Raw genomic sequence first — 26496 nt, forward strand, 5'->3', positions numbered from 1 at the left:
CCCACCAGGACAGTCGTCCGCCGTCGGGCGGCGGACCGGCCCTCACCAGGCCAGTTGCTCGATCTCCGCGACGACCACCGCGCAGGCGTCGGCCGCCGGGTCGATCGGCGCGTAGTGCCCGACGCCGTCGAGCAGTGTCACGCCGACCAGTTCGCCCTCCTTGGCCGCCGCGTCCGCGTACGCGTCGGCGAGCTGCGGCGGGACGGTGGCGTCGTCCCGGCCCTGGACGACCGTGATCGCGATGCCGGTGGGGAGCAGGGCGGACGGGTCCGCCCACTGCGCGCGGACCACAGCCGCGGTGTCCACCCCCGCCGTGCCCGCCGCCGCCGTGTCGGCGGACGCCAGGAACTGTTCCACCGCGCCCTCGCACACCCCCAGTTCACGGGCGAGGCCGAAGTGCGCGAGCGGTGCCAGCGCGACCACCCCGCGGAAGGGCGGCGTGGACCGGTGCCACGGCGCCTCGGGCGGCAGCACGTGCCGGGCCGCGGCCCACAGCGCGAGGTGCCCGCCGGCCGAGTGCCCGGTGAGGACCGTCCGCCGCAGGTCGGCGCGCGGAAGGCCGGACGGTACGAGATCGGGCAGTGCGTCCAGGGCGGTGGCGACGTCGTCCAGGGTGTCGGGCCACCGGCCGGCGCTCCCCTCGTCGGCACCGCCCCGCCGGTATTCGACACTGGCGACCGCGAACCCCCGGCGGGCCAGGAAGGCGGCGAACGGAGAGATGTGCGCGCGGTCGTACCGCTGCCGCCAGGAGCCGCCGTGCAGCACGACGACGAGCGGGACCGGCCCCTCGCCGCCGTGCGGGGCGTAGAAGTCCATGGTCTGGTCGGGGTGATCGCCGTACGCAGCGGTGGCATCCGGGGCGACGGCGGGATGCGCGAGGACCGAATCGGCCTCTGCGTCGTCCGACATACGGCTCCAACCTCTCTCTGTGCGGGCCGGGCTGCCCTGACCAGCGGGGACGCTATCAGGCAAGTACCTCCCCCAGAACGCGGGCGGCACGCAGCGCATCACCGAAACCGACGTAGAGCGGGGTGAATCCGAAACGCAGGATGTCCGGCGGCCTGAAGTCCCCGACGACACCGCGGGCGATCAGTTCCTTCATGACGGCCCCGGCGTTCTCGCACCTCAGCGACACCTGGCTGCCCCGCAGTTCGGGTGCGGCCGGAGTCACCGATCCGAGGCTCACGCACTCCAGGAAGAAGTCCGTCAGGACGAGTGACTTGGCCCGGACCGCCTCGACCGACACCCCTTCCCAGACATCGAGCGCCGATTCCAGAGCGAGCATCGAGAGAATGTCGGGGGTGCCGACCCGGCCCCGCGGGGCGCCGTCGGCCGGGGTGTATCCGGGCTCCATGCCGAACGGGTCCACGTGCGAGGTCCAGCCCGGCAGCGGTGAGTCGAAGGAGGCCTGGAGGTCCGGGCGCACATACAGGAAGGCGGGCGAACCCGGCCCGCCGTTCAGGTACTTGTAGGTGCAGCCGACCGCGAAGTCGACCCCGTGGGCCGCCAGCCCGACCGGCAGCGCACCGGCGCTGTGGCAGAGGTCCCAGACGACCACCGCGCCCGCCGCGTGCACGGCTGCGGTCACGGCGGGCAGATCGTGCAGCCGCCCCGTGCGGTAGTCGACATGGTTGACCAGGACGGCGGCGGTACGGGGACCGATCGGGTCGCCCGGTGCGTAGGGGACGATCCGCCGGCCGGTCATCCGGGCCGCCGACCCGGCGATATAGCCGTCCGTCGGGAAGGTCTCGGCGTCGACCAGGATCTCGTCGCGGTCGTCCCCGGCCGTCCGGACCGCGGCCACAAGTGCCTTGAAGACGTTGACGCTTGTCGAGTCGCCGACGACCACCGTGCCGGGCGCCGCACCGACGAGCGGCGCGATCCGGTCACCGATGCGCTCCGGCGCGGTCCACCAGCCGGACTCCTCCCAGGAGCGGATGCCCAGCGCACCCCACTCGTGGGTGATGACCTCCTGCATCCGCGCCGGGACGTGCCGGGGCAGGGCACCGAGGGAGTTGCCGTCGAGGTAGACCGTGCCGGGGGCGACGGTGAACAGCTCCCGGAGCGGCGCCAGTTCGTCGGCGGCGTCCAGCTCGGCGGCCCGGCGGGCCAGGGCGGACCCGTCGGACAGGTCGGGCACGGCGGACGGGCCGGGCCGGCCGGACAGGTCGGGCTCGGACTGCACCGGTGCGGGCTTCATCAGCTGGTCCTCGGTCGTCGGGGATGTCGGGGAATACGGCCCGGCTGAGGCTTCGCCGGGGATGTCCGGGGCTTTCGGGGTCACCCCGGCGGCCGGGTCAGACATGGCTGCGTGCCGTCCACAGCTCGGGGAACACGCTCTTCGCGGCACGCTTCTCCAGCCAGGAGACCCCGGCCGAGCCGCCCGTGCCGGTCTTCGACCCCATCGCCCTGCGGGTCGCGACCAGATGGTCGTTGCGCCAGCGCCACACCAGTTCGCCGACATCGGTCAGCGCCTCGCCGAGCCGGACCAGCGGGGAGTCCTGCTCCCCCGTGTACACCGCGGTCCAGACCGCCTCGACCTGAGGCGACGGCTCGTACTTCGCCGAGAGATCGCGCTCAAGCACGGTGGCGGGCACCGGCTGCCCGTGCCGGGCGATGAACCGCAGCACCTCGTCGTACAGGCTCGGCTCCTGGAGCGCCTTCTCCAGCTCGGCGTGGACCCGCGGCGCTCCGCGGTGCGGGACCAGCATCGAAGCGGACTTCTCACCCAGCAGGAATTCCAGCCTGCGGTACATCGCGGACTGGAAGCCCGACCCCTCGCCGAGCGCGCTGCGGTACGCGTTGAACTGCGCGGGGGTGAGTTGGGCCAGCGGCCGCCAGGAGTCGTTGAGCGACTGCAGTTCGTACGTCGAGCGCTTCAGGGCCGCGAGGGCGGCCGGCAGATCATCACCGCGCAGGGCTGCCGCCGCGGTCTCCCACTCGTGGACGATCACGGTGAACCACAGCTCCATGACCTGGGTGGTCACCAGGAAGACCATCTCGCCCGGATCGTCGGAACGCAGATGCTGGAGGTGGGTGAGGACATCCGCCTGCACGTAGTCCTCGTACGGGGTGGTCCCCGCGAAATCCAGATTCGGGGCGGAGTCGTCATTCGGGGCCGGGGCGTGATTCGGGGCTGAGTCCCGGCGCTGGGCCGGGTCGTGGTGGTTCGGGGCGGGGTCGTGCGAAGGCGTAGACATCGCTGTCTCCTCGGTGGTGCTCCAGGTAGCGGTCCGCCCCTTCCGTCGACAGGTGGGCCCCGGTCCCCGCCTTCATCATTGACGCGGAACCCGCTCCACGGCAAGACAAGCAAGGGCCGGACACGGTGCGTGTCCAGCCCTTGCTCCGCACGGCAGGGTCAGCCCAGCGTGTCCGCCGCGGCCGGCGAGGAGTCACGCAGGAACACCGTGCAGCGCTCGTACTCCTCGTCCTCACCGATCGACTGCGCGGCGCGGGCCAGGGCGTGCAGGGCCCGCAGGAAGCCACGGTTCGGCTCGTGGTCCCACGGCACGGGGCCGTGGCCCTTCCAGCCGGCCCGGCGCAGCGAGTCGAGGCCGCGGTGGTAGCCGGTACGGGCGTACGCGTACGACTCGACGACCCGCCCGTGCTCGAAGGCGTCGTCGGCCAGCTGCGCCCAGGCGAGCGAGGAGGTCGGGTACTTCGCCGCCACATCGGCGGGGGCGGTGCCGCCCGCGAGGAGCTCGCGGGGTTCGGGGTCGTCAGGAAGACGGGTCTCGGGAGGGCCCCCGAGCAGATTCTCGTGAATGGACATGGAAGCCAGTCTGCCTGGCCCCGGTGGATACAGCTGCCACGGGCAGCAGGATCGAGCAGCAGGACGGGCCAGCAGGACCGGGCAGCAGACCCATCCGCCCGTGGACTCTCTGCTACGGCAGCACGGCCCGGACCGCCCGCACCAGCGCGTCGGCGCCCGCCACCGTCTTGTCCCGGGGGCAGCCCACATTGAGCCGGACGAACCCCTCGGCCCGATAGACCGAGCCCGGCATGATCGCCACCTTCTCCACCTCGATCAGCTGCCGCTGGAGCGCCGCGCTGTCGATGCCCAGCGGGCGCAGATCGATCCAGGCGAGATAGCCCGCCTGCGGCGGCGCCCAGCCCAGCTCGGGGAAGGCCGTGTTCAGCCGCTCGGCGAGCACCGACAGATTCGCCGCGGTGTACGCACGCACCGCGTCCAGCCAGGCCGCCCCGTGCCGGTACGCCGCGATGTGCGCCGTCAGCGAGAGCACCGCGGGCGAGGCCAGCCCCTCGGCCGTCTCCATGCGGGTGAGGTACTCCGCCCGGTCGTCCGGGTCGCCGATCATGCCGTACGAACCGGTCAGCGCCGGGAAGTTGAACGCCTTGCTGCCGGAGGTGATGAGCGCCCAGCGGCCGCGCCCGTACCGGGTCCAGGGCAGATGCCGGTGCCCGTCGTGCACGAAGTCGGCGTGGATCTCGTCGCAGATGACCGCGGTGCCGTACCGCTCGGCGAGTGCGGCGAACCGGGTCAGCTCGTCGTGGGTCCACACCCGGCCGGTGGGATTGTGCGGCGAGCAGAGGAGCAGGACCTTGCTGTCCGGCCGGGCGAGCAGGCGCTCCAGCTCCGCGTCGTCGTCCACCGGGCAGCCGCGCAGTTCCCGGCGGAGGCCGGAGACCGCCTTGGTGAAGCCGTCATAGGTGGGGGTGTGGACCACCACACCGTCGCCCTCGCCGGTCCACATCCGCAGCAGCTGCGAGAGCTGGTTGAGCACGGAGGGCCCGTACACGATCCGGCCGGTGTCGATCCGGGTGTCGAAGCGGGTCACGTACCAGTCCCGTACCGCGTCCCGGAACTCCCCGAGCCGCCAGTCGGTGTAGCCGAACACCCCGTGGCCAATGCGCTCGTGGAGGGCCGCGAGGACCTCGGGCGGGCAGCGGAAGTCCATGTCGGAGATGGTGAAGGGCAGCAGCCCGTCCACGCCGAACCGGTCCGCGACCCCGTCCCACTGGACGCTCCAGGAGCCGCGCCGGTCGACAGCGGTGTCGAAGTCGTACTCCGCGTCGTACCCCATGTGCGGCGCCCTCTCTGATCTGACTGATCCGACGGTACGTGCGGATATGACGACGCGGGCCCGGCACCCCTGGTCGGGATACCGGGCCCGGCGTGACGGACGTGCCTGCGTGACGGACGTGCCTACGTGATGCGCGTGCCTGCGAGACGGACGTGCCTACTTGATGCGGGTGCCCGTGGAGCGCAGGTTGGCGCAGGCCTCGGTGACGCGCTTCGCCATGCCGGCCTCGGCGGCCTTGCCCCAGGTGCGCGGGTCGTAGGTCTTCTTGGAGCCGACCTCGCCGTCGACCTTCAGGACACCGTCGTAGTTGCGGAAGACGTGGTCCACCACGGGACGCGTGAAGGCGTACTGGGTGTCGGTGTCGAGGTTCATCTTCACGACGCCGTTCTCCAGCGCGGTGGCGATCTCCTCCGCGGAGGACCCGGAGCCGCCGTGGAAGACGAAGTCGAACGGCTGGCTGCCGGCGGGCTTGCCGTACTTGGCGGAGACGCCCTCCTGGAGGTCCTTGAGGAGCTCGGGGCGGAGGACGACATTGCCCGGCTTGTAGACGCCGTGCACATTGCCGAAGGAAGCAGCCAGCAGGTAGCGGCCCTTCTCACCCAGACCGAGCGCCTCGGCGGTACGCAGCGCGTCGTCGACGGTCGTGTACAGCGAGTCGTTGATCTCGTGGCTGACGCCGTCCTCCTCGCCTCCGGTCGGGGTGATCTCGACCTCAAGAATGATCTTCGCGCCGGTAGCCTGCGCCAGCAGCTCCTGGCCGATGGCCAGGTTGTCGGCGAGGGTCTCGGCGGAGCCATCCCACATGTGCGACTGGAAGAGCGGGTTGAGGCCGGCCTCGACGCGCTTGCGGGAGACCTCAAGCAGCGGACGGACATAGCCGTCGAGCTTGTCCTTGGGGCAGTGGTCGGTGTGCAGCGCGACCGTGACCGGGTACTTCTCGCCGACGATGTGCGCGAACTCGGCGAGCGCGACCGATCCGGTGACCATGTCCTTGGCGTACTGGCCGCCCAGGAACTCCGCACCGCCGGTGGAGATCTGGATGATGCCGTCGCTCTCGGCCTCGGCGAAGCCGCGCAGCGCCGCGTGCAAGGTCTGGGTCGAGGTCACGTTGATGGCCGGGTAGGCGAACTTGCCTGCCTTCGCCCGGTCGAGCATCTCGTTGTAGACCTCGGGGGTTGCGATGGGCATCTGTCCGCTCCTTGGGATGTGCGGGTGTGCGTAACTGGTCCCTGACCTGGGGGCGACGTCATCGTCGCCCCCATCTTTCCAGACTCCTGGCGCGGGTCCACCGGGCGTGGTGCCTTGACCCGGACGACGGGGTGTGGTTTCACGTGAAACCACACCCCGTGCTCAGAGCCTCACAGCCCGAGGTCGTCCTGGTTGTACACGAAGATGTACGGCACCCCCGCCTCGGCGATGATCTCGGCGGCGCCGGTGTCTCGGTCCACGATCGTGGCGACGGCGACCACCTCGCCACCGGCCTCACGTACCGCCGCCACGGCGGTCATCGGAGACCCGCCCGTCGTGGAGGTGTCCTCGACGACGAGGACGCGGCGGCCCTTGATGTCCGGGCCCTCGATGCGGCGCTGCATCCCGTGCGTCTTGGCGGCCTTGCGTACGACGAACGCGTCCAGCGTCTTTCCGCGGGCAGCCGAGGCGTGCAGCATGGCGTCCGCGATCGGGTCGGCGCCCAGCGTTAGGCCGCCGACCGCGTCGAAGTCCAGCCCGGAGGTCAGATCCAGCATCACCTGACCGACCAGGGGCGCGGCCACGCCGTCCAGGGTGATCCGGCGCAGATCGATGTACCAGTCGGCTTCGATCCCCGAGGAGAGCGTCACCTTGCCGTGCACCACGGCCTTGTCCTTGATGTGCTGGAGCAGATCAGCGCGTACGTCAGTCATGCCCCCGAGCTTAATTGCGACGGCGGGCAGTGCCTCGCGGTGGCTCGGGGGCAGCCGGGCGGGGCTCAGAGGCGGCGCCAGCTCCAGGTCGTCGTGATCTCCAGCGGGTCGAGGGCCGTCACCAGGCGGGGCAGCGTGTTCAGACCGTTCGGCGGGCCGGACTGGGGCTCGACGCAGACCGCTTCCGCCTGCTCGTCGTAGATCACGACCCACTCGTCGCGGCTGTGGACCTTCAGCTCCAGCTGCTCGGGCCAGGTGAGCGTCACATCCACACCGTCCGGCATCCCGAAGCAGTCGTCCCAGGGGCCGGGGAGGGGGTCGATCCGCTTGCCCGTGGGCAGGTGGTCGTCGCCGCGCTCCTCCTGCCAGCCGGGCTGGAAGTCGACCTGCGCATCACCACCGGCGCCCAGGTTCCGGTTGAACCAGGGGTGCCAGCCCGCCTGCGCCGGGAACGAGTCGCCGCAGGTCTCCACACCGAGGGTGAGGGTCAGGGCGGACTCGGTCAGCTCGAAGGACTGGGTGACCCGGCCGGGGTACGGCCAGGGGTCGGCCAGCTCGTAGGTGAAGACCGCCACAGCGGTTCCGTCGTTGCTGCCGGGGCGGGAGCGCTGCCAGGCCGTGTTGCGGCCGGTGCCGTGGATGGCGTGCGGCGGGGAGTTCAGCGGCAGCTGGTGCGGGATGCCGCCGCTGCTGAACCGGCCGTTCCCGGTACGGCCGCACCAGGGCACCATCGGGAAGCAGCCGAACTTGTCCCCCTGGCGCAGCAGTTCGGTGCCGCCGATGCGGAGGCTGCGGATACGGCACCCGTTCTCGGGGCTCACGGTCAACTCGACGTCGCCGGCGGCGAGCCGGACCTCTTCGCTACTCACACCCCGACCCTAACGACCCCGGCCGCCCGGTTCAGCGTCGGCGCCGCAGTGCCCGGCCCACTACGACCGCCGATGCCAGCGCCAGTGCCGCCGCAGGGGCCGCCCAGCGCAGGGTCGCTCCCGCCGTGCTCGACGACGGGGCCGGTACCGGGGCGTAGCGACCGCGCGGCGGGGCGTGGTCGACCTCCTCCGCGCTGCGGCCGATCATCGTGCGACGGGCGTGTGCGGCCTCCACGGGCGGGTCGCCCGCCGGGGTGAAGCCCGCTTCGGACACCGGGTCCAGCGACGGCGGCGGCACCTCCGCGTCGAACACCGACGCCCCGGCCTCGTCCCCGGAATCGCCGGTCGCGGACGGCCGCTCGTCAGGCGCGGGGGCCGTATCCGGCACCGCGTCCGCGTCCGCGTCCGGTCCCTGGTCCGCGCCCTGCGGCCCGGGCTGGGTTCCGGTCTGAGCCTGAGCCTCGGCCCGTACGCGGTCCCCGAACCGGTCCAACAGGCGGCGTGCGGCCGTCAGCACCGCGTCGGGGGCAAGGTGCGCCAGCCGGCCATCGGTCGCCTGAACCGTTCCCGTGCACCTCAGGGTCGTACCCGTACGGCCACCCGAATCCGCATCGGCACCCTCACCGGCCTCCGCCGCCAGGCTCAGCCTCAGTGAGAGCTTCACCGAGCCCGGTCCGCGGGCTTCCGTGCCCTCGCCGTCGACCTCGTAGCCACCGTCGCGCTCGGCGATGCGCACGGTGCCGCGGTAGGTGATCGTGTGCCCGTCGATCCGGACCTTGAGCCGGCCCGCGAGCGCGCCCTCCCGGCTGTCGCCACTGTCCGTACGGTCGGCGTCCTGTTGGAGCCCCGGTACACAGCGGGCCACACGGGCGGGGTCCGCCAGGACCCGTCGGACGGACTCTGCCGGAACCGGAACGAACACCTCATGCTCCATGGAAGTCGAGCCTACTCAGCCACGGCCGACTCGTCTGCCTTTCGGTCCCCGCCGGTACAGACCGGCCCCGGCCGGTGCGCCCGCCACCGCCGCCACCCCGTTCACCGCCCGTACCGGGTTCACCGCCCGTACCGCGTTCATCGCCCGTACCGCGGATGCACCAGCGTCGACGGCGGCACACCCGGGGGCCGGCCCGGCACACGTGACCAGGTGCCCGCAGCAGCCGGTCCCAGCCGCGGATCCCTGCGGGCCGCCAGGACGAAGCCCCAGTCGCTGGGTGTCTGCCCGGTGCCCTTCGCCCGGTCGGGGCCCGCGGCGAAGCCCGCACCACGGCCCGACGCCCGGTACGGGAGCGCCCGCAGACCGGCCGCCCGCACCGTCGCGTCGACCGTCCAGAAGCTGCCGGGACGCGTGCCGACCGGACCCGCGTGGACGGCCAGCCGGCCGCCCGGGGCCAGCACCCGGGACACCAGTCCGTAGAACTCCTCCGAGTAGAGCTTGGTGCTCGCGGTGATGCCGGGATCGGGCAGATCCGCGACGACCACGTCGTACTTCGGCCTCGACGACCGCAGCCAGTTGAAGGCGTCGCCCGTGATCACCCGCAGCCGCGGATCGCGGTACGCGTGCCCGTTGAGCGCGGCGAGCCCGGGATCGGTGCGGGCGAGCCGTTCGACGCCGGGGTCCAGCTCAATCAGCGTCACCGACGCCACACCCCGGTGTCGCAGCACCTCACGGGCCGCGAGGCCGTCGCCGCCGCCCAGGATCAGTACGTTCCGGTGCGGGCCGCGCATCGCGGGGTCGACCAGCGCCCGGTGGTACTGCCGCTCGTCCGCGCCGTCGACCCGGAGTCGGCCGTCCAGAAAGAGGTCCAGGGTGCCGTGCGCGGACCGGGTCAGGACGATCTCCTGGACGCGGGTCTGCTCGGCGACCCGCACCTGCGCCCCGTACACCGCCCGCCGCGCCGCCAGTTCGAAGTCGCCCACCAGCGCCGTCGCCGTGGCCAGCACGGCGAGCACCAGCACGTTCACCAGGATCAGCCACCCGCGGGCGCGCCTCGTCAGATCGTGCCTGAAGAGCCACAGCACCAGTGCCCCGCCTGCCACGGCGTTGACCGTGCCGGTGAGCAGCGCCCCGGTGAGCTGGCCGAGCAGGGGCAGGAGCAGGAACGGGAAGGCGAGACCGCCGACCAGCGCGCCCACGTAGTCCGCCGCGAACAGGTCGGCCACGGCGCCGCCCGCGTCCTGTCGCGACACCCGCTGGATCAGCGTCATCAGCAACGGGATCTCGGCGCCCATCAGCACACCGATCGCCAGCGAGAACCCGACCAGGGCATACCGCGAACCGCCGCCGCCCGCCCAGGCGAACGACGCGTACAGCACGAGCGCCGAACCGCCGCCGGTCAGCGCGAGTGCCGCCTCGACCAGCCCGAAGCCCACGGCGGCGCGGACCCGCAGCCGTTTGGCGAGGAGCGAGCCGATCCCCATCGCGAAGACCATGACGGACAGCACGACGGACGCCTGGGTGACGGAGTCCCCGATCAAGTACGAGGCGAGCGCGACCAGTTCGAGCTCGTACACCAGTCCGCAGGCGGCGCAGACGAAGACCGTGGCGAGCACCAGCAGCCTGCCGGTCCTCGGGCGTACGGAGAGCCGCGCGTCCTGGGCTTCGGGGGGCGCGGACTGGTCGATCACGCGACGAACGCTACGTTACGCACCGCACGCAACCTGTAACCCACGAGGGGGCGATCAGGCTTCGACGGGGATACGCACCCCAACGCGTGTACGGGTCACCACGAGTTGCCCCTCCTGTGGGTACGCATGCCAGGTGCGCCAGTGCACCTGGCCCTCGTGCCGCTGCGCGAGCATCGCGGTGAAGGCGTGCGGCGAGCCGGGGAACGTACCGGCGATGCCGTTCGGATGGTCGGCGACCAGCGCGAGCAACTCCTGTGCGCGCCCCGCGAACGAACAAGCCGAGAGCGTCTCGACGCAGGCCGCGAACTCGTACCCCCAGTCGCCGACGCGCTCCGCGATGCCGAGCGGTAAAGGGGTGCTGCTGCCCGGAATGCAGGCGACGGTCTCGGAACAATGGCCGCCCTCCTCCTCCAGAAGCACCTGATGGGAGGCGCCGAGGAGCCTCATCTGGAGCTTGGCGCCGCCGAGTTCGAGATCGAGGACCGCGAGCGCGGGCAGCGGTTCGCGGCCCAGCGCCCAGGCCAGATCGGCGGCACGGGTGTCGGTGTAGGCGGTACTGAGGGTCGTGAGCATGGGTGGGCTCCGCAACACACAATCGGCAGATGGACGGGGTTCTCCCCGGAGCAGGTGTCAGGGAAAGAGACGCCGGCATGGGCCACGGTCAGGTCTCAGGTCCGAGGACTGCTTCTTCTCACATGGAGGGAATCACGAAGTACGCGACGCTCACAGTGTTTTTACCCAACTTGACGGGGTTTCCATCCCCTCGGGGGCTCCGCTGTTCATACGTTCAACAAACCGGTGGTGAGGGGGATACGGGTGAGCCACGAGGTGAGTCGCGGGGCGAGCTGTACGGCCTGCTGCCGAGCGGCTGGGCGACCGCTCCGGCCGGGTGGAGGCACGGGGGCACAGTGGCGGAGCGAGAAAGCCCAAGCAGAGGGCAAGCAGCGGGCATTCAAGCAGCGGGCTCTCAAACAGCGGGCGCCCGCCGGGGATTGACCCGACGGGCGCCCGTGGATGCCGGCCGCAGAACGGAGTTGAGGGGACCGCGCCCGGAGACGGCCGCAGAGCGGAGTTGAGACAGGCCCGCGCCCGGAGACGGCCGCGGAACAGGACGCGGAACAGGACGCGGAGTTACCCGGCGTCAGCTGGAGCCGCAGCCGCCACCGCCGCCGCCGCACGACGAACCGCCCCCGCACGACGACCCGCCGCCGCAGGACGAGTGGCCGCCCCCGCCGCAGGAGTGGTGCCCACCGGAATGCCCGCCCGAGTGGTGACCGCTCGAACCGCTGTCCCCCGCCCACCAGCTGCCGCCCGCCGTACCGCCCGCGGTACCGCCCACGGCGGACGACCGGCCTCGGCCGCCACGGCGCCCGCCGCGCTTCCGGTCTGCGGACACCAGCGCGACCAGCACGATCACCACCACCGCCACGATGAAAATGCCCACGGCCCTCACCTCTCATCCGTCCGGCGGAGCGGGGTCCCCCGTCGGTCCCCGCCCGGCTGCCGGACTTCTCGTGTGACAGGCCAATCCCCGGTACGCGCGGCCTCAAGCAGGAGTTGAGGAAGTCCAGAGGTTCGGCGCAGGATGGCCGCCATGACCACTACGCGAAGCGCCACGGGCCAAGTCGGCGGACGGCCGCTGCTCAACCGAAGGCTGGACGGACTCGGCACGACGATCTTCGCGGAGATGTCGGCGCTGGCCACGGCCACCGGCTCGATCAACCTGGGGCAGGGTTTCCCGGACACCGACGGCCCGGAGGAAGTCCGCGAGGCGGCGGTCCGGGCGCTGCGCGACGGCCGGGGCAATCAGTACCCACCGGGCCCGGGCATCCCGGAACTCCGCTCGGCGATCGCCGACCACCAGCGCCGCTTCTACGGCATCGGCTTCGACCCCGACACGGAGGTGCTGGTCACCGCGGGCGCCACGGAGGCCATCGCCGCATCGATGCTCGCCCTGCTGGAGCCGGGCGACGAGGTCATCGCGTTCGAGCCGTTCTACGACTCGTACGCCGCCTGCATCGCCATGGCGGGCGCCGTCCGCGTACCGCTGACCCTCCGCGCCCCGGACTTCCGCCCCGACCTCGACGCGCTGCGCGACGCCATCACGCCCCGCACCCGGCTGCTGCTGCTCAACTCGCCGCACAACCCCACCGGGATGGTCCTCACCGCCGATGAGCGGGGCGCCATCGCCGCACTCGCCATCGAACACGACCTGCTCGTGGTCACCGACGAGGTGTACGAGCACCTTGTCTACGAAGGCACGCACAGCCCCATCGCGGCGCTGCCCGGGATGCGCGAGCGCACGGTGTCCATCTCGTCGGCGGGCAAGACGTACGCGTTCACGGGCTGGAAGGTCGGCTGGGTCACCGGCTCCCCGGCCCTCGTCGCGGCGGTCCGCACGGCGAAGCAGTTTCTGACCTATGTGAGCGCCGGGCCGTTCCAGTACGCCGTCGCCGAGGCCCTGCGGCTCCCGGACAGCTACTTCACCACCCTGAGGACCGATCTGCTGCGCAAGCGCGACCTGCTCGACGCGGGCCTGCGCGCCGCCGGATTCACCGTGTACGAGCCGCAGGGCACGTACTTCATCACCACCGACATCGCCCCGTTCGGCGAGAAGGACGCACTCGCCTTCTGCCGGGCGCTGCCGGAGCGCTGCGGTGTGGTGGCGGTGCCGAGTTCGGTGTTCTACGACGACCCGGAGGCGGGGCGCAGCCAGGTGCGCTTCACGTTCTGCAAGCGGGACGAGGTGCTCCGGGACGCGAGCGAACGGCTGCGCCGACTGAGCGGCTGATCCGGCTGGGCGGCTGACCCGGTCGGCCGACCCCGGTCGCGCGGGCGCCCGGTGGCGCGGAGAGTCGGAAGGACCGACCGACTCAGCGCGCACCCCGGAGGTGCCCCCTGTCCGCCGACTCGGAAGCGTCCGACGGGGAAGCCACCGACGCCGGGCCCACCGAAGCCAGCCCCGCAGCTCCCACCGCGGCCGTCTCCGAAGCTGTCTCCGCGGCTCTCTCCGCACCGGCCGAGAAGCCCCTCCCCGGGGGCGCCGCTCTGCTGCGCCGGGCCGCCCCGGCCGTCGCGCTCTTCCTCGCCGTGCGGCTCGCCGGGGTCGCGGTGCTGGCGATCTGGGCCGCGTACGAGGGGCGGGACCCGGTGGCGCTGCTCGGGGACTCCTGGGACTCCCGCTGGTACAGCTCGATCGCCGCGCACGGCTACGGCCGCACGGTCCTCGGGCCGAACGGGCGGGTCTTCAGCGACCTGGCCTTCTTCCCGCTGTACCCCGGGCTCGTGGCGGCCGTCTCCGCCGTGCTGCGGATCACCGGCGGCGGCGCCGGGCTGCTGGTCTCCTGGGCCTCGGCCGTGGCGGCTGCCTGCGGGATCCACGCGGTGGGCGAGCGGCTGTACGGGCGCCGGGTGGCGGCTCTGCTGGTGCTGCTGTGGGCGGTGCTGCCGCACTCCGTCGTGCTGTCCATGGCGTACACCGAGCCACTGCTCACGGCGTTCGCCGCCTGGTCGCTCTACGCGCTGCTGACCCGGCGGTGGCTGTGGGCCGCGGCGCTGGCCGTCGGCGCGGGGCTCACCCGGCCCAACGGGTACGCGGTCGCGGCGGCGGTGTGCGCTGCCGCGCTGTACGAGATGGCCCGGGGGCGCGCCCGCGGGAGGGTCCGCGCCGCGGCGGTGATCGCACCGCTCGGCTGGGCCGGGTACGTCCTGTGGGCCGGGGCGCGCACCGGCCATCTGCTCGGCGGGTACTTCACCGTGCAGGACGGCTGGGGATCGCGGTTCGACTTCGGCGCCGGATGGGGGCCGCTCCTGGGGCAGATCGCGCTGGGGACGCGGCCGCCGGCGGTCCTGGTCAGCGTGGTGCTCGTGGGGGCCGCCCTGGTGCTCTTCGTACGGCTCCTGCGGGACCGCTCCAGGCCGCCCCTGCCGGTGCTCGTGTACACGGGCGCGCTGCTGCTGGTGGTCCTGGGCGCCGGCGGGTTCTTCGAGTGCAGACCGCGCTTTCTGCTGCCCGCCTTCCCGCTGCTGCTGCCGGTCGCACGGTCGATGGCGAAAGCCCGGCCCGGAACCGTGATCGTGGTGATCTCGATCCTGGCCGGGCTTTCGCTCGGCTACGGCGCCTATCTCCTGACGGACGCGGACGTACCGCTCTGAGCACCGTCGCAGGCACCGTTGCAGGGGGCCGTTGCAGGCACCGTTGCAGGGGCAGTCGCAGGCGCAGGCCTTGCCGGCGCTCCGCTCAGGCGTTGTCGCCGGGCTCGTCGTCGCCCTTGCCGGACTCCAGGTCCTGCTCAAGACCGAGCTGGTCGACGAGCCACTTGTCGAACTCGATCGAGGCGCGGACCCAGCTGACCGTGGACGACACGAAGTGCTCCAGGGCCACGCCGGTGCCGATGAGCATCTGCGCCTCACCGATGAGCCGGACGCTGCCGTCGTCGTGAGTGTGCGTGTAGACCTTGGGCCACAGCGTGCGGCGGTTCCAGTCGTCGATCAGCTCCAGGAGCTGGACCTTCTCCTCGATGCCGTGCGGGCGGTCGTAGAACGTCCGCACCGAGAAGACCTGCTGGTCGTCCTCACCGCGGAACATGAAGTACGTACGGAATTCCTCCCACGGCGCGGCGAGGTCGCCCTCGTCGTCCAGGACGTACTTCAGCTCCATCTGCTCAAGGAGCTGCTTGACCAGATCCTGGTCGGGAACGACGGGGCCCGCCGGTCCTGAATCCTGCGGATCGGGCTGGCCCCCGAAGTTCGGAATGGAGGACGGGTCGATGGTCATCTTTGAATTGCCCTTCGTACGAGTTCCGCCATCCTCTCCCATAGCGGGCGGGGCGTGGCAAGCCCCGCCGGGTCTTATCCGCCAGGGGCGGACAGGTTTGCCCGATCTTGGGTGTCCGACCGCGCCGTACGGCCGGTGGTGGCGGTTCGTGTCCGCGAACAGGAACGGGTAACAGGAACGGGTAACAGGAACGGGTAACAGGAACGGGTAACAGGAACGGGTAACAGGAACGGGTAACAGGAACGGGCCCGTCACCCCCGGGGGACCCCGGAGGGGTGACGGGCCCGTCACACAGCCGTTCGCCCTACTCCGCACGCCCCACGATCAGCCCGTCGCCGACCCGGTCGACCCGGACCGTGTCGCCGTCGGTGACCTCGCCCGCGAGGATCTCCTTCGCGAGCCGGTCGCCGATCGCCGTCTGGATCAGCCGGCGCAGCGGCCGGGCGCCGTACGCCGGGTCGTTGCCCTCTTCGGCCAGCCAGGCCAGCGCGCCGGGGGTGACGTCCAGGGTCAGCCGCCGGTCGGCGAGGCGCGCGGCCAGGCGGTCGATCTGGAGGCCCGCGATGTGCGCCAGCTCGTCCCCCGACAGCGCCGAGAAGACCACCAGGTCGTCGAGGCGGTTGAGGAACTCGGGCTTGAAGGAGGCCCGTACGACGTCGAGGACCTGCTTCTTCTTCTCCTCGGGCTTGGTCAGCGGGTCGACCAGATACTGGCTGCCCAGGTTCGAGGTCAGGATCAGGATGGTGTTGCGGAAGTCCACCGTGCGGCCCTGACCGTCGGTGAGGCGTCCGTCGTCCAGGACCTGGAGCAGCACGTCGAAGACCTCGGGGTGGGCCTTCTCCACCTCGTCGAGCAGCACCACGCTGTACGGGCGCCGGCGCACCGCCTCGGTGAGCTGGCCGCCCTCCTCGTACCCCACATAGCCGGGAGGCGCGCCGACCAGACGGGCCACCGAGTGCTTCTCGCCGTACTCGCTCATGTCGATGCGGACCATGGCCCGCTCGTCGTCGAAGAGGAAGTCCGCGAGCGCCTTGGCCAGCTCGGTCTTGCCGACGCCGGTCGGGCCCAGGAAGAGGAACGAGCCGGTGGGCCGGTCGGGGTCGGCGATGCCTGCGCGGGTGCGGCGTACGGCGTCGGAGACGGCAGCGACGGCTTCGGTCTGGCCGATCAGGCGCCGGCCCAGCTCGTCCTCCATGCGGAGCAGCTTCTGCGTCTCGCCCTCCAGAAGACGGCCCGCCGGGATACCGGTCCAGGAGCCGACCACATCGGCGATGTCGTCGGAGCCGACCTCCTCCTTGACCATGGTGCTCTTCGTGTCGGCGGTCTTGGCGGCCTCCTCCTCGGCCGCGGTGGCCTCCTCCAGCTCCTGCTCCAGGCCGGGGATCTCCCCGTAGAGCAGCTTGGACGCGGTGTCGAAGTCACCGTCGCGCTGGGCACGCTCGGCCTGGCCGCGGAGCCCGTCGATGCGCTCCTTCAGCTCACCGACGCGGTTGAGGCCCTCCTTCTCCTTCTCCCAGCGTGCGGTGAGTCCGCGCAGCTCCTCCTCGCGGTCGGCGAGGTCGCGGCGCAGCTTCTCCAGGCGCTGCTTGGACGCGGCGTCCGACTCGTTCTTGAGGGCCAGCTCCTCCATCCGCAGCCGGTCGACGGAGCGCTGGAGCTCGTCGATCTCGACGGGGGACGAGTCGATCTCCATCCGCAGCCGGGACGCGGCCTCGTCCACCAGGTCGATGGCCTTGTCGGGCAGGAAGCGGGACGTGATGTAGCGGTCGGAGAGGGTCGCGGCGGCGACCAGGGCCGCGTCCGCGATCTGGACCTTGTGATGGGCCTCGTACCGGCCCTTGAGCCCGCGCAGGATCGCGATGGTGTCCTCGACCGACGGCTCGGCGACCAGCACCTGCTGGAAGCGCCGCTCCAGGGCGGCGTCCTTCTCGATGCGCTCCCGGTACTCGTCCAGGGTCGTCGCGCCGACCATGCGCAGCTCGCCGCGGGCCAGCATCGGCTTGAGCATGTTGCCCGCGTCCATCGCGGAGTCGCCGCCCGCGCCCGCGCCGACGACGGTGTGCAGCTCGTCGATGAAGGTGATGACCTGGCCGTCGCTCTCCTTGATCTCGGCCAGGACGGACTTCAACCGCTCCTCGAACTCGCCGCGGTACTTGGCACCGGCGACCATCGCACCCAGGTCGAGCGAGATCAGCCGCTTGTTCCGGAGGCTCTCCGGCACATCGCCCTTGATGATCCGCTGGGCGAGGCCCTCCACGACGGCCGTCTTGCCGACGCCGGGCTCGCCGATGAGCACCGGGTTGTTCTTGGTGCGCCGGGACAGCACCTGCACCACCCGGCGGATCTCGTGGTCCCGCCCGATGACCGGGTCGAGCTTGCCGTCACGCGCTGCGGCCGTGAAGTCCGTACCGAACTTCTCCAGCGCCTTGTACTGACCCTCGGGGTCGGGTGTGGTCACCCGGCGCCCTCCCCTGCTCGTCTCGAACGCTTCCAGCAGTTCCTTTGCACCGGCGCCCTGCTGCGTCAGCAGCTCGCCGGCGTGGCCGCCCTTGGCGGCGATCCCGATGAGCAGATGCTCGGTCGAGATGTACTCGTCCCCCAGTTCCTTGGCCCGCTTCGAGGCGTCCGCGATGACGGCGAGCACCTCGCGGTCCGGCTGCGGGGGTGCGACCGTCGACCCGGTCACGCTGGGCAGCCCGCCGAGCAGCCGCTCGGCGCCGGACCTGATGACCGCCTGGTCCGCCTCGACAGCCGCCAGCAGGTCGACGACGTTCTCGTTGTCCTGCCCCTCCAGCAGGGCGAGCAGCAGATGTACGGGGGTCAGGTCCGGGTTGCCGTCGGACACGGCGCGGCTGTTCGCCGCGGTGATCGCGTCCCGGCTCTTGTTGGTCAGCTCGGCGTCCACGTGTGCGCTCTCCTCCTCGCGGGGCGGGTCCGTCCCTGCAGTGACTCGGTGCGATGCCTGTGTGGTCCGTGTGGCGTGTGTGGCCTGTGTGCCACGACCCGGCGCAGCGACTCAGCCTGCCTAGACTCAGGCACCGTACATAAAGTTGAGTCTATGCCACTCAACATACATTTGACAGGGCCGCCACCCCCTGACCGACAGGATCTCTGCCACACCGGGGGCGGCCGGGGTCCGGGGGCCGGATAGGTTCGCGCCCATGGCCATTGACCCACGGAACCCCGATCCGCCCTACCTCAGCTTCTGGCGCGAATTCCATCGCTGCACCTTGACGACCCCGCGCCCGGACGGTTCACCGCATCTGGTGCCGGTCGGCGTGACGTGGGAACCGGAGGCCGGGATCGCCAGGGTCATCGCCAACAAGAAGTCACGGAAGGTCGCCAACATCCTGGCCGCGGGGCCCGAGGGCGCACGGGTCGCGGTCTGCCAGGTGGCGCCGGGCCGCTGGGCGACGCTGGAGGGGCGCGCGAGGATCCGTACGGAGCCGGACGCGGTCGCCGACGCGGTACGGCGCTACGCGGAGCGCTACGGGCGCACGCCGACCGAGAACCCGGACCGGGTCCTGATCGAGATCATCGTCGAGCGGGCGATGGGCCGCGCCTGACCGGCGGCGGAACCTCACGCGCGCAGCACAGCGGCGCCACCGTGTTCAGGTCACGGTGGCGCCGCTGTGTGGGGGAAGCACCTGAGCGATCTGTTACGCCGGGGGAATCGCGTCAGGCACTGCGGGGGATAGCTGTGGTCGGCTCGACGTCGAACAACTGGTGGTCACGCCGGTCGAGGTTCACGAACACCATGCCGTAGCGAACGGCACAGCGAACAGGCTGTGGGGCGCCCCGGGGCTTGCGCAGGCACCGGTAGGCGCGGACGTCACCATCGTCACCGTCGTCCTCGCGTACGACGAGGATCGGCTCACCGAACAGGGTGACCATCAACGAATCACCACGGTGCGGAATCGCCGTGACGAGGTCGATGAAATGCCACCCGGAGCGGTAAGCGACAGCCATCTCGCGCTGGAAGACTCTGTCGTCCGGTGGGACGGTCATGCTGCTGCCTGAACAGTAGTAGCCGATACCGCGCCCCAACCGCTGTCAGTGGAAGCGGCGACCCGAGAGGAGCGCCAGCCACCGTCCGCAGGAAGGATGCCCCAGCCACTATCAAGAGGGGCCGCCGCGTGCACGCTTCCCCATCCGCTGTCGGACTGCGTCGCCTTGGACGCACCGCTCGAGGCAAGGGTCACACCGACCAGGCCGCCGAACGCGACAGCAGCGGTCAGGGCTGCGGTAAGCACCGAGCGAAGCATTTTCTTGCGCATAGTCGGCTTCGTCCTCACTTGATGGTGTCTTCTCCCCCGCATGACAAGACGATGGCTCATTCCGGCACGTCAGCGCTACACGGGCGATGCATCATGTTCTTGCACGTTCAGGACCCTGGGGGGTGGAGATTTGCCGAAAAACGACACAGAACCGACGCATCCCCATGACATTAGGGAGTTGTGTGCCGAGGGGGCCCGGCTATACGCCGGCGCCCTGAGCGCCGGACGCATCGCCCGTGCCGAGGTGGAACCCGCACCCTGTCTGGTGGAATTCGCGCTGCTCCACCCCGATCCCGACGACGCCAACTGGCTGCGCCCGGTTCCGCCGTCCGTAGCACTGGCCCAGCGTCTCCACCCCATCGAACGCGACATCCAGGACCGTAGACGGCTCTCGATCGAACTGACCGAATCTTTCGAGCCGTTCATGACAATCAGTGCCCAGAATCCGGCACTGACCCACGCCATCACCGTGCTCGAAGGTGTCGAGCGGATCAATGCCGCACTCAATCTCGCCACTGCCGAGTGTCATACGGAGATGCTCACCGTCCAGCCCGGGGGCGGGCGCCGGGAGCATGTTCTCAACCAGGCCCTGGAGCGCGACAGGCCGCTGGTCGACCGGGGCGTCAGCATGCGCACGCTCTACCAGCACACCGTCAGGCACAGTCCGGGAACCCTCGCCTATGTGGACCGGGTCGCCACCGGGAAGGTCGAGATCCGCACCCTCGAGGAGCTCATCGGGAGGCTCATCATCTGCGACCGCACGGTCGCCTTCATCCCCGCCAGGGACGACCAACAGGTCGCTCTCGAACTCCGGCACCCGGGGCTGGTCAGCTATCTGGTCAAGGTGTTCGAGCAACTCTGGCAGCGCGCGATCCCACTGCTGGACGAGATCCCCTACAACCCCACGCTCGAGGGCGTCAGCGGTGTCCAGCGGTCGATAGCCCAGCTCCTCGTCGAGGGCCACGTGGACGAGGCGATAGCCCGTCGACTCGGGATGAACGTACGCACCTGCCGGGCTCACGTCGCCAAACTCTCCACCATTCTCGGCAGCGGTAGCCGGGCGCAGTTGGGCTACCTCATTGCACGGTCCGGCATCCTGGAGCACTGACTTCTGCCTTCGCGCAAAGACCCCCTCCGTGTTGGTCATCCACTGGGCACACCCATTACAAGCAATGATTCTGGTGTGTCCAAGGCGGGCCGACCACCCTCAACTTTCTGTTCTGCAACTTGATGAGGGGGGTACCTTCAAGATCCGAGAGTTACCCGCAGCAGTAGAGCGCTCCGGGGCTCGGGGAGGGGCGGAAGTGACGGCACTACAGCACACACATGGCGTGGAAGAGCTGTGCGAGACCGGCAGCCTCACATACGCGACAGCTCTGAGACAGGGATACATCGAGCGCAAGGCCGCAGACTCGACACCCTGCCTCATCGACCTGGGCCTCCTGCATCCGGACCCCGACGACACGGAACGCATGCTCCCCACTCCTCCCTCACTGGCTCTCCACGCCATGCTCTTGGACATCGAGTCAGAGATCCACAACCGCCGTTCGCGGGAAGTGAGGATCGTGGAGTCCTTGGAACGATTCATGGCGCTCGACACCGCGGGTCCATCGGACCGCGCACCCGGAGTCGTGGTGCTGGAAGGCCTCCCCCGCATCAACACCGCCATTAGTCGTGCCAGTAACGACTGTCGCACCGAGGCGTTGTGTGTCCAGCCTGGCCCGCGCAGCGAGTTCGAACTACGCACTGCCCTGCCCAGAGGCCTGCTGCTGCGTGAGCGCGGAGCCCACATGCGCACCCTCTACCAACGTGCATCGCTCCACAGCCCGGGGCTGCGCAACTACCTGGAGAAGATGGGCCATTCCCTGGAGATCCGCAGCCTGGACGACATCCCCGAGCGCCTGATGATCTTCGACCGCTCGGTCGCGTTCATCCCCGCCAGCGCGGACCGCACCACCGCCCTGGAACTGCGCCACCCCGCAATGATCGAATACCTCGCCACCGTCTTCGAACGGTTCTGGCGCCAGGGGATCCCCCTGCACGAACCCGCCCCACCCGTACCGGCCGAGGCAGGGATCTCCGAGCGCCAGTACGCCGTCGCCCGGCTCCTCAGCGAAGGACACCCCGACGAAGCCGTCGCCAAACGGCTCGGGATCAGCGTCCGCACCTGCCGCACCCACATCGCACACCTCTCCACCGTGCTCGGCACCACGAACCGGGTGCAACTGGGCGTCCGCATCGCGCAGTCCGGGATGCTCGACAGCCACAACCGCCGTGAACACGCCTGAGGGCCGCCACCCTCCGGGTAGCGGCCCTCGGACCTCACTCACACGAACTGCCCTACTCCGGCGACCGCTTCGGCTTCGGTCGCCAGACCACCAGTGCGCTGGTCTGCTGCATGTCCTGGTACGGGACCAGGTCGCGCCGGTACGAGGCGTGGACCTGTGCCTCGCGCTGCTGCATGGCCACCGCCGCGCCGTCCACCGCCGCCGAGAGTTCGGCGACCCTGGACTGGAGCGCGGCGACCTGGTGCTCCAGCTCGATGATGCGCTTGATGCCCGCGAGGTTGATGCCCTCGTCCTGGGACAGCTGCTGCACCGTACGGAGCAGCTCGATGTCCTGGGCCGAGTACCGCCGGCCCCGGCCGGCCGTCCGGCCCGGTGAAACCAGGCCGAGACGGTCGTACTGGCGCAGGGTCTGCGGGTGCAGGCCGGAGAGCTGAGCGGCGACCGAGATGACGTACACGGGGGTCTCGTCGGTCAGTTCGTAACCCATGGCAGGGTCACGTCGTCCTCGGCGGCCATTCATCTCAAGCTCCCTTCACGGCCTGGAAAAGCTCCGCGCGCGGGTCCTGCCCCGCGGTCGCTTCGCGGTACGTCTCCAGCGACTCACGTGCCTTGTCGCTGAGATCCGCCGGTACGGCGACCTCGACGGTGACCAGCAGGTCCCCCCGGGTGCCGTCCTTGCGTACGGCGCCCTTGCCCCGGGCCCGCATCGTACGGCCGTTGGGCGTACCCGCGGGCAGTTTCAGCGTGACCGGGGGCCCGCCGAGCGTCGGTACCTTGACCTCGCCGCCGAGTGCCGCCTCCGTGAAGGTGACGGGCACGGTGAGCGTGAGGTTGTCGCCCCTGCGGCCGAAGACCGGGTGGGCGTCGACATGGACGATCACATAGAGGTCACCGGCCGGGCCGCCCTGCTCGCCCGGGGTGCCCTTGCCGCGCAGCCTGATCCGCTGGCCGTCGGAGACGCCCGCCGGGATCCTTACCTGCATGGTCCGGGAGGACTTCGCCCGCCCGGAACCCTTGCAGACCTCGCAGGGGTTCTCGGCGATGAGCCCACGGCCCTTGCAGTCCACGCAGGGGTCGGTCAGTGAGAAGCCGCCGCCGCTGCCGCGCGACACCTGGCCGGTGCCGACGCAGGTCGGGCAGACCCGGGGGGTGCCGTTCTTGTCGCCGGTACCCGAACAGGCCTTGCACGGCGCCTGGCTGGACATCCGCAGCGGGACCGTGGCCCCGTCGACCGCCTCGGTGAAGCTGAGCGTCACCTCGGACTCGATGTCCTGGCCGCGGCGCGGCTGGGTGCGGGTGGTACCGGGACCGCCCCGGTTGAACAGCCCGCCGAACACGTCCCCGAGTCCGCCGCCGAAACCGCCCGCGCCGCCCGGCTGCCCCGCTCCCCCGCCCGGGGTGCCTCCGAAGAGGTCCCCCAGGTCGAAGTTGAAGGAGCCGCCGCCGGCGCCGGGCCCTGGCCGGTAGCCGCCGTTGCCGAAGAGAGCACGCGCTTCGTCGTACTCCTTGCGCTTCTTGGGGTCGCCGAGGACGTCGTTCGCCTCGGAGACCTCCTTGAACCGCTCTTCGGCTTTGGCGTCACTCTTGTTGGCGTCCGGGTGCAGCTCGCGGGCGAGCTTCCGGTACGCCTTCTTGATCTCGGCCTCGGTGGCGTCCTTCGGGACGCCGAGAACCTTGTAGTAGTCCTTCTCGACGAAGTCCTTGGTGCTCATCCCCGACGTCCCTCCTTCCGGTCGCTACTGATACTGATGCCAGCCCCTACTGATGTCAGCCTTCACTGATGTCAGCCCTCGTCCGGGCCACCGCTGTCCTCGTCCGGCGCGTCGTCCTTGGACTGCGCGCCCGGCTGGGGCTCGGCCACCGCGACCCGTGCGGGACGGATGGTGCGCTCGCCGAACCGGTACCCCGGCTGCAGGATCGCCACGCACGTGTCCTCGGTGATGTCCGGCGCGTACGAGTGCATCAGGGCCTCGTGGATCGTCGGGTCGAAGGGCTCGCCCTCTTTGCCGAACTGCTGGAGGCCCATCTTCGCCGCGACCGTCTCCAGCGACTCGGCCACCGACTTGAAGCCGCCGACCAGCTCGCCGTGCTCCCGGGCGCGACCGATGTCGTCGAGGGTCGGGAGGAGTTCGGACAGCAGGTTCGCGATGGCGACCTCCTTGACCTGGACCCGGTCCCGCTCCACCCGGCGGCGGTAGTTCTGGTACTCCGCCTGGAGCCGCTGGAGGTCCCCGGTGCGCTCACTGAGCGCGGTACGGACCTGGTCCAGCTGGGCGGTGAGTGCTGTTTCCTGACTGTTCTGACCGCTGCTCTGTGCGTCCCCTGCCGGGGCCGCCGGCTCCGACTCCTTCCCGGAGTCGGGCCCGGCGGCCTTCGACGCGGCGTCTTCGGAGGTCGCGCCGGGCTCCTCCTCGAAGCCCGGAGTCTCCTCCGTCATGCGGCGCCTCCCTGACGGCCGTCCTTCTCGTCGTCCACGATCTCGGCGTCGACCACGTCGTCAGGAGCATCGGTGGCCTGCTCCGTACCCTCGGCACCCGGCGCACCGCCTGCGGCAGCGGCGCCCTCGGCGTTCGCGTACATCGCCTGGCCGAGCTTCTGCGAGACCGCGGCGACCTTCTCGGTGGCCGTACGGATCTCGGCGGTGTCCTCACCCTTGAGCTTCTCCTTCAGCTCGGTGAGGGCCTCCTCGACCTCGGTCTTGACGTCGCCCGGGACCTTGTCCTCGTTGTCCTTGAGGAACTTCTCGGTCTGGTAGACGAGCTGCTCGCCCTGATTGCGCGACTCGGCGGCCTCGCGGCGCTTGTGGTCCTCGTCCGCGTACTGCTCGGCCTCTTCGCGCATCCGGTTGACCTCGTCCTTCGGCAGCGAGGAGCCACCGGTGACGGTCATCTTCTGCTCCTTGCCGGTGCCGAGGTCCTTGGCAGCGACGTGCATGATGCCGTTGGCGTCGATGTCGAAGGCGACCTCGATCTGCGGCACACCGCGCGGGGCCGGCGGCAGACCGGTCAGCTCGAACATCCCGAGCTTCTTGTTGTACGCCGCGATCTCGCGCTCGCCCTGGTAGACCTGGATCTGCACGGACGGCTGGTTGTCCTCGGCCGTCGTGAAGATCTCGGAACGCTTGGTCGGGATCGTGGTGTTGCGCTCGATGAGCTTCGTCATGATCCCTCCCTTGGTCTCGATACCGAGGGACAGCGGCGTCACGTCGAGGAGCAGGACGTCCTTGACCTCACCCTTGAGGACACCGGCCTGGAGCGAGGCGCCGATCGCGACGACCTCGTCCGGGTTCACACCCTTGTTGGCGTCCTGGCCACCTGTGAGCTCCTTGACGAGCTCCGCGACGGCCGGCATGCGGGTCGAGCCACCGACGAGAACGACGTGGTCGATCTCGGAGAGCTGGATGCCCGCGTCCTTGATGACGTTGTGGAAGGGGCTCTTGCAGCGGTCCAGCAGATCGGCGGTGAGCTGCTGGAACTGCGAGCGCGTGAGCTTCTCGTCCAGGTGCAGCGGGCCCTCGGCCGACGCCGTGATGTACGGCAGGTTGATCGTGGTCTCGGTCGAGGACGACAGCTCGATCTTCGCCTTCTCCGCGGCCTCGCGGAGACGCTGGAGAGCCATCTTGTCCTTGGCCAGGTCCACGCCGTGACCGTTGGCGAACTGCTTCACCAGGTAGTCGACGACGCGCTGGTCCCAGTCGTCACCACCGAGGTGGTTGTCACCGTTGGTGGCCTTGACCTCGACCACGCCGTCACCGATCTCCAGGAGCGACACGTCGAAGGTGCCGCCGCCGAGGTCGAAGACGAGGATGGTCTGGTCGTCCTTGTCGAGCCCGTACGCCAGAGCGGCGGCCGTCGGCTCGTTGACGATGCGCAGGACGTTCAGGCCCGCGATCTCGCCGGCCTCCTTCGTCGCCTGGCGCTCGGAGTCGTTGAAGTACGCCGGGACAGTGATCACCGCGTCGGTGACCTTCTCCCCCAGGTACGACTCGGCGTCACGCTTCAGCTTCTGCAGGATGAAGGCGCTCATCTGCTGCGGGTTGAAGCTCTTGCCGTCCAGGTCGATCTTCCAGTCGGTGCCCATGTGGCGCTTGACCGACCGGATGGTCCTGTCGACGTTCGTGACTGCCTGGCGCTTGGCGACCTCGCCGACGAGCACCTCGCCGTTCTTGGCGAAGGCGACGACGGACGGCGTGGTCCTGGCGCCTTCGGCGTTGGTGATGACGGTGGGCTCGCCGCCTTCGAGAACGCTGACGACGGAGTTAGTCGTGCCCAGGTCGATGCCGACCGCACGTGCCATGGTGAATCCTCCAGCTGACTACTTGAGTGGAACTGGCTCAAGAGTGCACGACAGATCCCGCGGAGTCAACCGACCTGAGCCGAGGACGCTCAACTTTTATCCCGGTCTTATGCGCAACGCAGGAAAAGCCCTGGTGGGAGTGGGTGCGGCCGGGTCCGGCCGGGGCTCACAGGGGCCCAGCGCGGGAAGCGTGGCACCGCAGAATGCCACGGCAGATGCCACGAATGAGCCTATCGCCCCGAATAGGTCATCGCCCGGCGCGATTCCGCTTCCGCGGGAACCGCCGGCCCTTCGCCCGAACCCCGGTGACTTTGATCGTGATCCGTTACCGCCGGTGCGCTGCGGCGTTGAACGACACGTCAGACCGTGAAATCGCTGCGGCTGACCCTGAATGTTCCTGTTCCAATGTTCCAAGGAG

24 protein-coding genes are annotated in these 26496 nt (G+C 70.2%); 5 read left to right on the forward strand and 19 right to left on the reverse strand.

Going from position 1 to position 26496, the window contains the following annotated elements:
* Nucleotides 1-42 precede the first annotated feature (42 nt).
* The 12 genes from OG385_RS13930 to OG385_RS13985 form a co-directional block, all read right to left on the reverse strand.
* Complete coding sequence (locus tag OG385_RS13930) at nucleotides 43-909, reverse strand: alpha/beta hydrolase (RefSeq protein WP_266854938.1); 867 nt, start codon at nucleotides 907-909, stop codon at nucleotides 43-45.
* Between the two features lie 55 nt (nucleotides 910-964).
* Nucleotides 965-2131, reverse strand: a complete 1167-nt coding sequence (locus OG385_RS13935; protein WP_266860841.1) for a kynureninase — start codon at nucleotides 2129-2131, stop codon at nucleotides 965-967.
* Nucleotides 2132-2297: 166 nt separating this feature from the next.
* The gene (locus tag OG385_RS13940; RefSeq protein WP_266854940.1) at nucleotides 2298-3200 is read right to left on the reverse strand and encodes a tryptophan 2,3-dioxygenase family protein; all 903 of its coding nucleotides are present in this window, start codon (nucleotides 3198-3200) and stop codon (nucleotides 2298-2300) included.
* A 158-nt stretch (nucleotides 3201-3358) separates the two neighbouring features.
* Nucleotides 3359-3772 (reverse strand): DUF3151 domain-containing protein, encoded by a 414-nt coding sequence (locus tag OG385_RS13945; RefSeq protein WP_266854942.1) that lies wholly within the window; start codon nucleotides 3770-3772, stop codon nucleotides 3359-3361.
* A 112-nt stretch (nucleotides 3773-3884) separates the two neighbouring features.
* Complete coding sequence (locus tag OG385_RS13950) at nucleotides 3885-5045, reverse strand: MalY/PatB family protein (RefSeq protein WP_266854944.1); 1161 nt, start codon at nucleotides 5043-5045, stop codon at nucleotides 3885-3887.
* A 156-nt stretch (nucleotides 5046-5201) separates the two neighbouring features.
* Entirely contained in the window at nucleotides 5202-6233 is a 1032-nt protein-coding gene (gene fbaA / locus OG385_RS13955; protein ID WP_266854946.1) for a class II fructose-bisphosphate aldolase, read from the reverse strand.
* Between the two features lie 170 nt (nucleotides 6234-6403).
* The gene (gene pyrE, locus OG385_RS13960; RefSeq protein ID WP_266854948.1) at nucleotides 6404-6946 is read right to left on the reverse strand and encodes an orotate phosphoribosyltransferase; all 543 of its coding nucleotides are present in this window, start codon (nucleotides 6944-6946) and stop codon (nucleotides 6404-6406) included.
* 65 nt (nucleotides 6947-7011) lie between these two features.
* On the reverse strand, nucleotides 7012-7815 hold the full coding sequence (locus tag OG385_RS13965; protein ID WP_266854950.1) for an aldose 1-epimerase: 804 nt from the start codon (nucleotides 7813-7815) through the stop codon (nucleotides 7012-7014).
* 31 nt (nucleotides 7816-7846) lie between these two features.
* Complete coding sequence (locus tag OG385_RS13970; protein ID WP_266854952.1) at nucleotides 7847-8749, reverse strand: SRPBCC domain-containing protein; 903 nt, start codon at nucleotides 8747-8749, stop codon at nucleotides 7847-7849.
* 137 nt (nucleotides 8750-8886) lie between these two features.
* Complete coding sequence (locus OG385_RS13975; protein WP_266854954.1) at nucleotides 8887-10440, reverse strand: polyamine aminopropyltransferase; 1554 nt, start codon at nucleotides 10438-10440, stop codon at nucleotides 8887-8889.
* A 54-nt stretch (nucleotides 10441-10494) separates the two neighbouring features.
* Complete coding sequence (locus OG385_RS13980; protein ID WP_266854956.1) at nucleotides 10495-11013, reverse strand: DUF2617 family protein; 519 nt, start codon at nucleotides 11011-11013, stop codon at nucleotides 10495-10497.
* Between the two features lie 568 nt (nucleotides 11014-11581).
* Nucleotides 11582-11884 (reverse strand): hypothetical protein, encoded by a 303-nt coding sequence (locus tag OG385_RS13985; protein ID WP_266854958.1) that lies wholly within the window; start codon nucleotides 11882-11884, stop codon nucleotides 11582-11584.
* Between the two features lie 150 nt (nucleotides 11885-12034).
* Between OG385_RS13985 and OG385_RS13990 the strand changes: the two genes are divergently transcribed.
* Nucleotides 12035-13231: a pyridoxal phosphate-dependent aminotransferase gene (locus OG385_RS13990; RefSeq protein ID WP_266854959.1), complete on the forward strand. Its 1197-nt coding sequence runs from the start codon at nucleotides 12035-12037 to the stop codon at nucleotides 13229-13231.
* Nucleotides 13232-13530: 299 nt separating this feature from the next.
* A complete protein-coding gene (locus OG385_RS13995; protein ID WP_323183759.1) occupies nucleotides 13531-14595 on the forward strand; it encodes a hypothetical protein in 1065 nt (354 codons plus the stop codon).
* An 85-nt stretch (nucleotides 14596-14680) separates the two neighbouring features.
* On the opposite strand, the gene OG385_RS14000 is transcribed toward OG385_RS13995, so the two are convergent.
* Entirely contained in the window at nucleotides 14681-15217 is a 537-nt protein-coding gene (locus tag OG385_RS14000) for a YbjN domain-containing protein (RefSeq protein WP_266854961.1), read from the reverse strand.
* Nucleotides 15218-15521: 304 nt separating this feature from the next.
* The gene (clpB, locus tag OG385_RS14005; RefSeq protein WP_266854962.1) at nucleotides 15522-18122 is read right to left on the reverse strand and encodes an ATP-dependent chaperone ClpB; all 2601 of its coding nucleotides are present in this window, start codon (nucleotides 18120-18122) and stop codon (nucleotides 15522-15524) included.
* A 256-nt stretch (nucleotides 18123-18378) separates the two neighbouring features.
* Between clpB and OG385_RS14010 the strand changes: the two genes are divergently transcribed.
* Nucleotides 18379-18783 (forward strand): pyridoxamine 5'-phosphate oxidase family protein, encoded by a 405-nt coding sequence (locus OG385_RS14010; protein ID WP_266854964.1) that lies wholly within the window; start codon nucleotides 18379-18381, stop codon nucleotides 18781-18783.
* A gap of 112 nt (nucleotides 18784-18895) precedes the next feature.
* On the opposite strand, the gene OG385_RS14015 is transcribed toward OG385_RS14010, so the two are convergent.
* Nucleotides 18896-19225 carry a (2Fe-2S)-binding protein gene (locus OG385_RS14015; protein WP_266854966.1) on the reverse strand — a complete coding sequence of 110 codons (330 nt, stop codon included), beginning with the start codon at nucleotides 19223-19225 and terminating at the stop codon, nucleotides 18896-18898.
* A gap of 399 nt (nucleotides 19226-19624) precedes the next feature.
* Between OG385_RS14015 and OG385_RS14020 the strand changes: the two genes are divergently transcribed.
* Both OG385_RS14020 and OG385_RS14025 read left to right on the forward strand, forming a co-directional pair.
* Entirely contained in the window at nucleotides 19625-20602 is a 978-nt protein-coding gene (locus tag OG385_RS14020) for a helix-turn-helix transcriptional regulator (protein WP_266854968.1), read from the forward strand.
* A gap of 196 nt (nucleotides 20603-20798) precedes the next feature.
* Nucleotides 20799-21782 (forward strand): LuxR C-terminal-related transcriptional regulator, encoded by a 984-nt coding sequence (locus tag OG385_RS14025; RefSeq protein WP_266854969.1) that lies wholly within the window; start codon nucleotides 20799-20801, stop codon nucleotides 21780-21782.
* Nucleotides 21783-21834: 52 nt separating this feature from the next.
* Here the strand turns inward: OG385_RS14025 and OG385_RS14030 are convergent, their stop codons facing one another.
* From OG385_RS14030 to dnaK, 4 genes are all read right to left on the reverse strand, one after another.
* The gene (locus OG385_RS14030; RefSeq protein WP_266854971.1) at nucleotides 21835-22302 is read right to left on the reverse strand and encodes a helix-turn-helix domain-containing protein; all 468 of its coding nucleotides are present in this window, start codon (nucleotides 22300-22302) and stop codon (nucleotides 21835-21837) included.
* A gap of 1 nt (nucleotide 22303) precedes the next feature.
* Nucleotides 22304-23494, reverse strand: a complete 1191-nt coding sequence (gene dnaJ, locus OG385_RS14035; protein WP_266854973.1) for a molecular chaperone DnaJ — start codon at nucleotides 23492-23494, stop codon at nucleotides 22304-22306.
* A gap of 71 nt (nucleotides 23495-23565) precedes the next feature.
* Nucleotides 23566-24219 (reverse strand): nucleotide exchange factor GrpE, encoded by a 654-nt coding sequence (gene grpE / locus OG385_RS14040; RefSeq protein WP_266854975.1) that lies wholly within the window; start codon nucleotides 24217-24219, stop codon nucleotides 23566-23568.
* Nucleotides 24216-26078, reverse strand: a complete 1863-nt coding sequence (gene dnaK, locus OG385_RS14045) for a molecular chaperone DnaK (RefSeq protein ID WP_266854977.1) — start codon at nucleotides 26076-26078, stop codon at nucleotides 24216-24218. The genes grpE and dnaK overlap by 4 nt, the downstream gene beginning before the upstream one ends.
* Nucleotides 26079-26496 lie beyond the last annotated feature (418 nt).

The sequence above is a fragment of the Streptomyces sp. NBC_01306 genome, from assembly GCF_026340465.1.
Classification (GTDB): domain Bacteria; phylum Actinomycetota; class Actinomycetes; order Streptomycetales; family Streptomycetaceae; genus Streptomyces.

What these genes read in the sequence shown, in the direction of transcription:
- pyrE (WP_266854948.1), bottom strand. Translation starts at nt 6,946, where the DNA reads ATGACTGACGTACGCGCTGATCTGCTCCAGCACATCAAGGACAAGGCC.
- dnaJ (WP_266854973.1), bottom strand. Translation starts at nt 23,494, where the DNA reads ATGAGCACCAAGGACTTCGTCGAGAAGGACTACTACAAGGTTCTCGGC.
- OG385_RS13950 (WP_266854944.1), bottom strand. Translation starts at nt 5,045, where the DNA reads ATGGGGTACGACGCGGAGTACGACTTCGACACCGCTGTCGACCGGCGC.
- OG385_RS14000 (WP_266854961.1), bottom strand. Translation starts at nt 15,217, where the DNA reads ATGACCATCGACCCGTCCTCCATTCCGAACTTCGGGGGCCAGCCCGAT.
- OG385_RS13930 (WP_266854938.1), bottom strand. Translation starts at nt 909, where the DNA reads ATGTCGGACGACGCAGAGGCCGATTCGGTCCTCGCGCATCCCGCCGTC.
- dnaK (WP_266854977.1), bottom strand. Translation starts at nt 26,078, where the DNA reads ATGGCACGTGCGGTCGGCATCGACCTGGGCACGACTAACTCCGTCGTC.
- OG385_RS13990 (WP_266854959.1), top strand. Translation starts at nt 12,035, where the DNA reads ATGACCACTACGCGAAGCGCCACGGGCCAAGTCGGCGGACGGCCGCTG.
- fbaA (WP_266854946.1), bottom strand. Translation starts at nt 6,233, where the DNA reads ATGCCCATCGCAACCCCCGAGGTCTACAACGAGATGCTCGACCGGGCG.
- OG385_RS14010 (WP_266854964.1), top strand. Translation starts at nt 18,379, where the DNA reads ATGGCCATTGACCCACGGAACCCCGATCCGCCCTACCTCAGCTTCTGG.
- OG385_RS13945 (WP_266854942.1), bottom strand. Translation starts at nt 3,772, where the DNA reads ATGTCCATTCACGAGAATCTGCTCGGGGGCCCTCCCGAGACCCGTCTT.
- grpE (WP_266854975.1), bottom strand. Translation starts at nt 24,219, where the DNA reads ATGACGGAGGAGACTCCGGGCTTCGAGGAGGAGCCCGGCGCGACCTCC.
- OG385_RS14015 (WP_266854966.1), bottom strand. Translation starts at nt 19,225, where the DNA reads ATGACCGTCCCACCGGACGACAGAGTCTTCCAGCGCGAGATGGCTGTC.
- OG385_RS13940 (WP_266854940.1), bottom strand. Translation starts at nt 3,200, where the DNA reads ATGTCTACGCCTTCGCACGACCCCGCCCCGAACCACCACGACCCGGCC.
- OG385_RS13970 (WP_266854952.1), bottom strand. Translation starts at nt 8,749, where the DNA reads ATGGAGCATGAGGTGTTCGTTCCGGTTCCGGCAGAGTCCGTCCGACGG.
- OG385_RS14030 (WP_266854971.1), bottom strand. Translation starts at nt 22,302, where the DNA reads ATGAATGGCCGCCGAGGACGACGTGACCCTGCCATGGGTTACGAACTG.
- OG385_RS13980 (WP_266854956.1), bottom strand. Translation starts at nt 11,013, where the DNA reads ATGCTCACGACCCTCAGTACCGCCTACACCGACACCCGTGCCGCCGAT.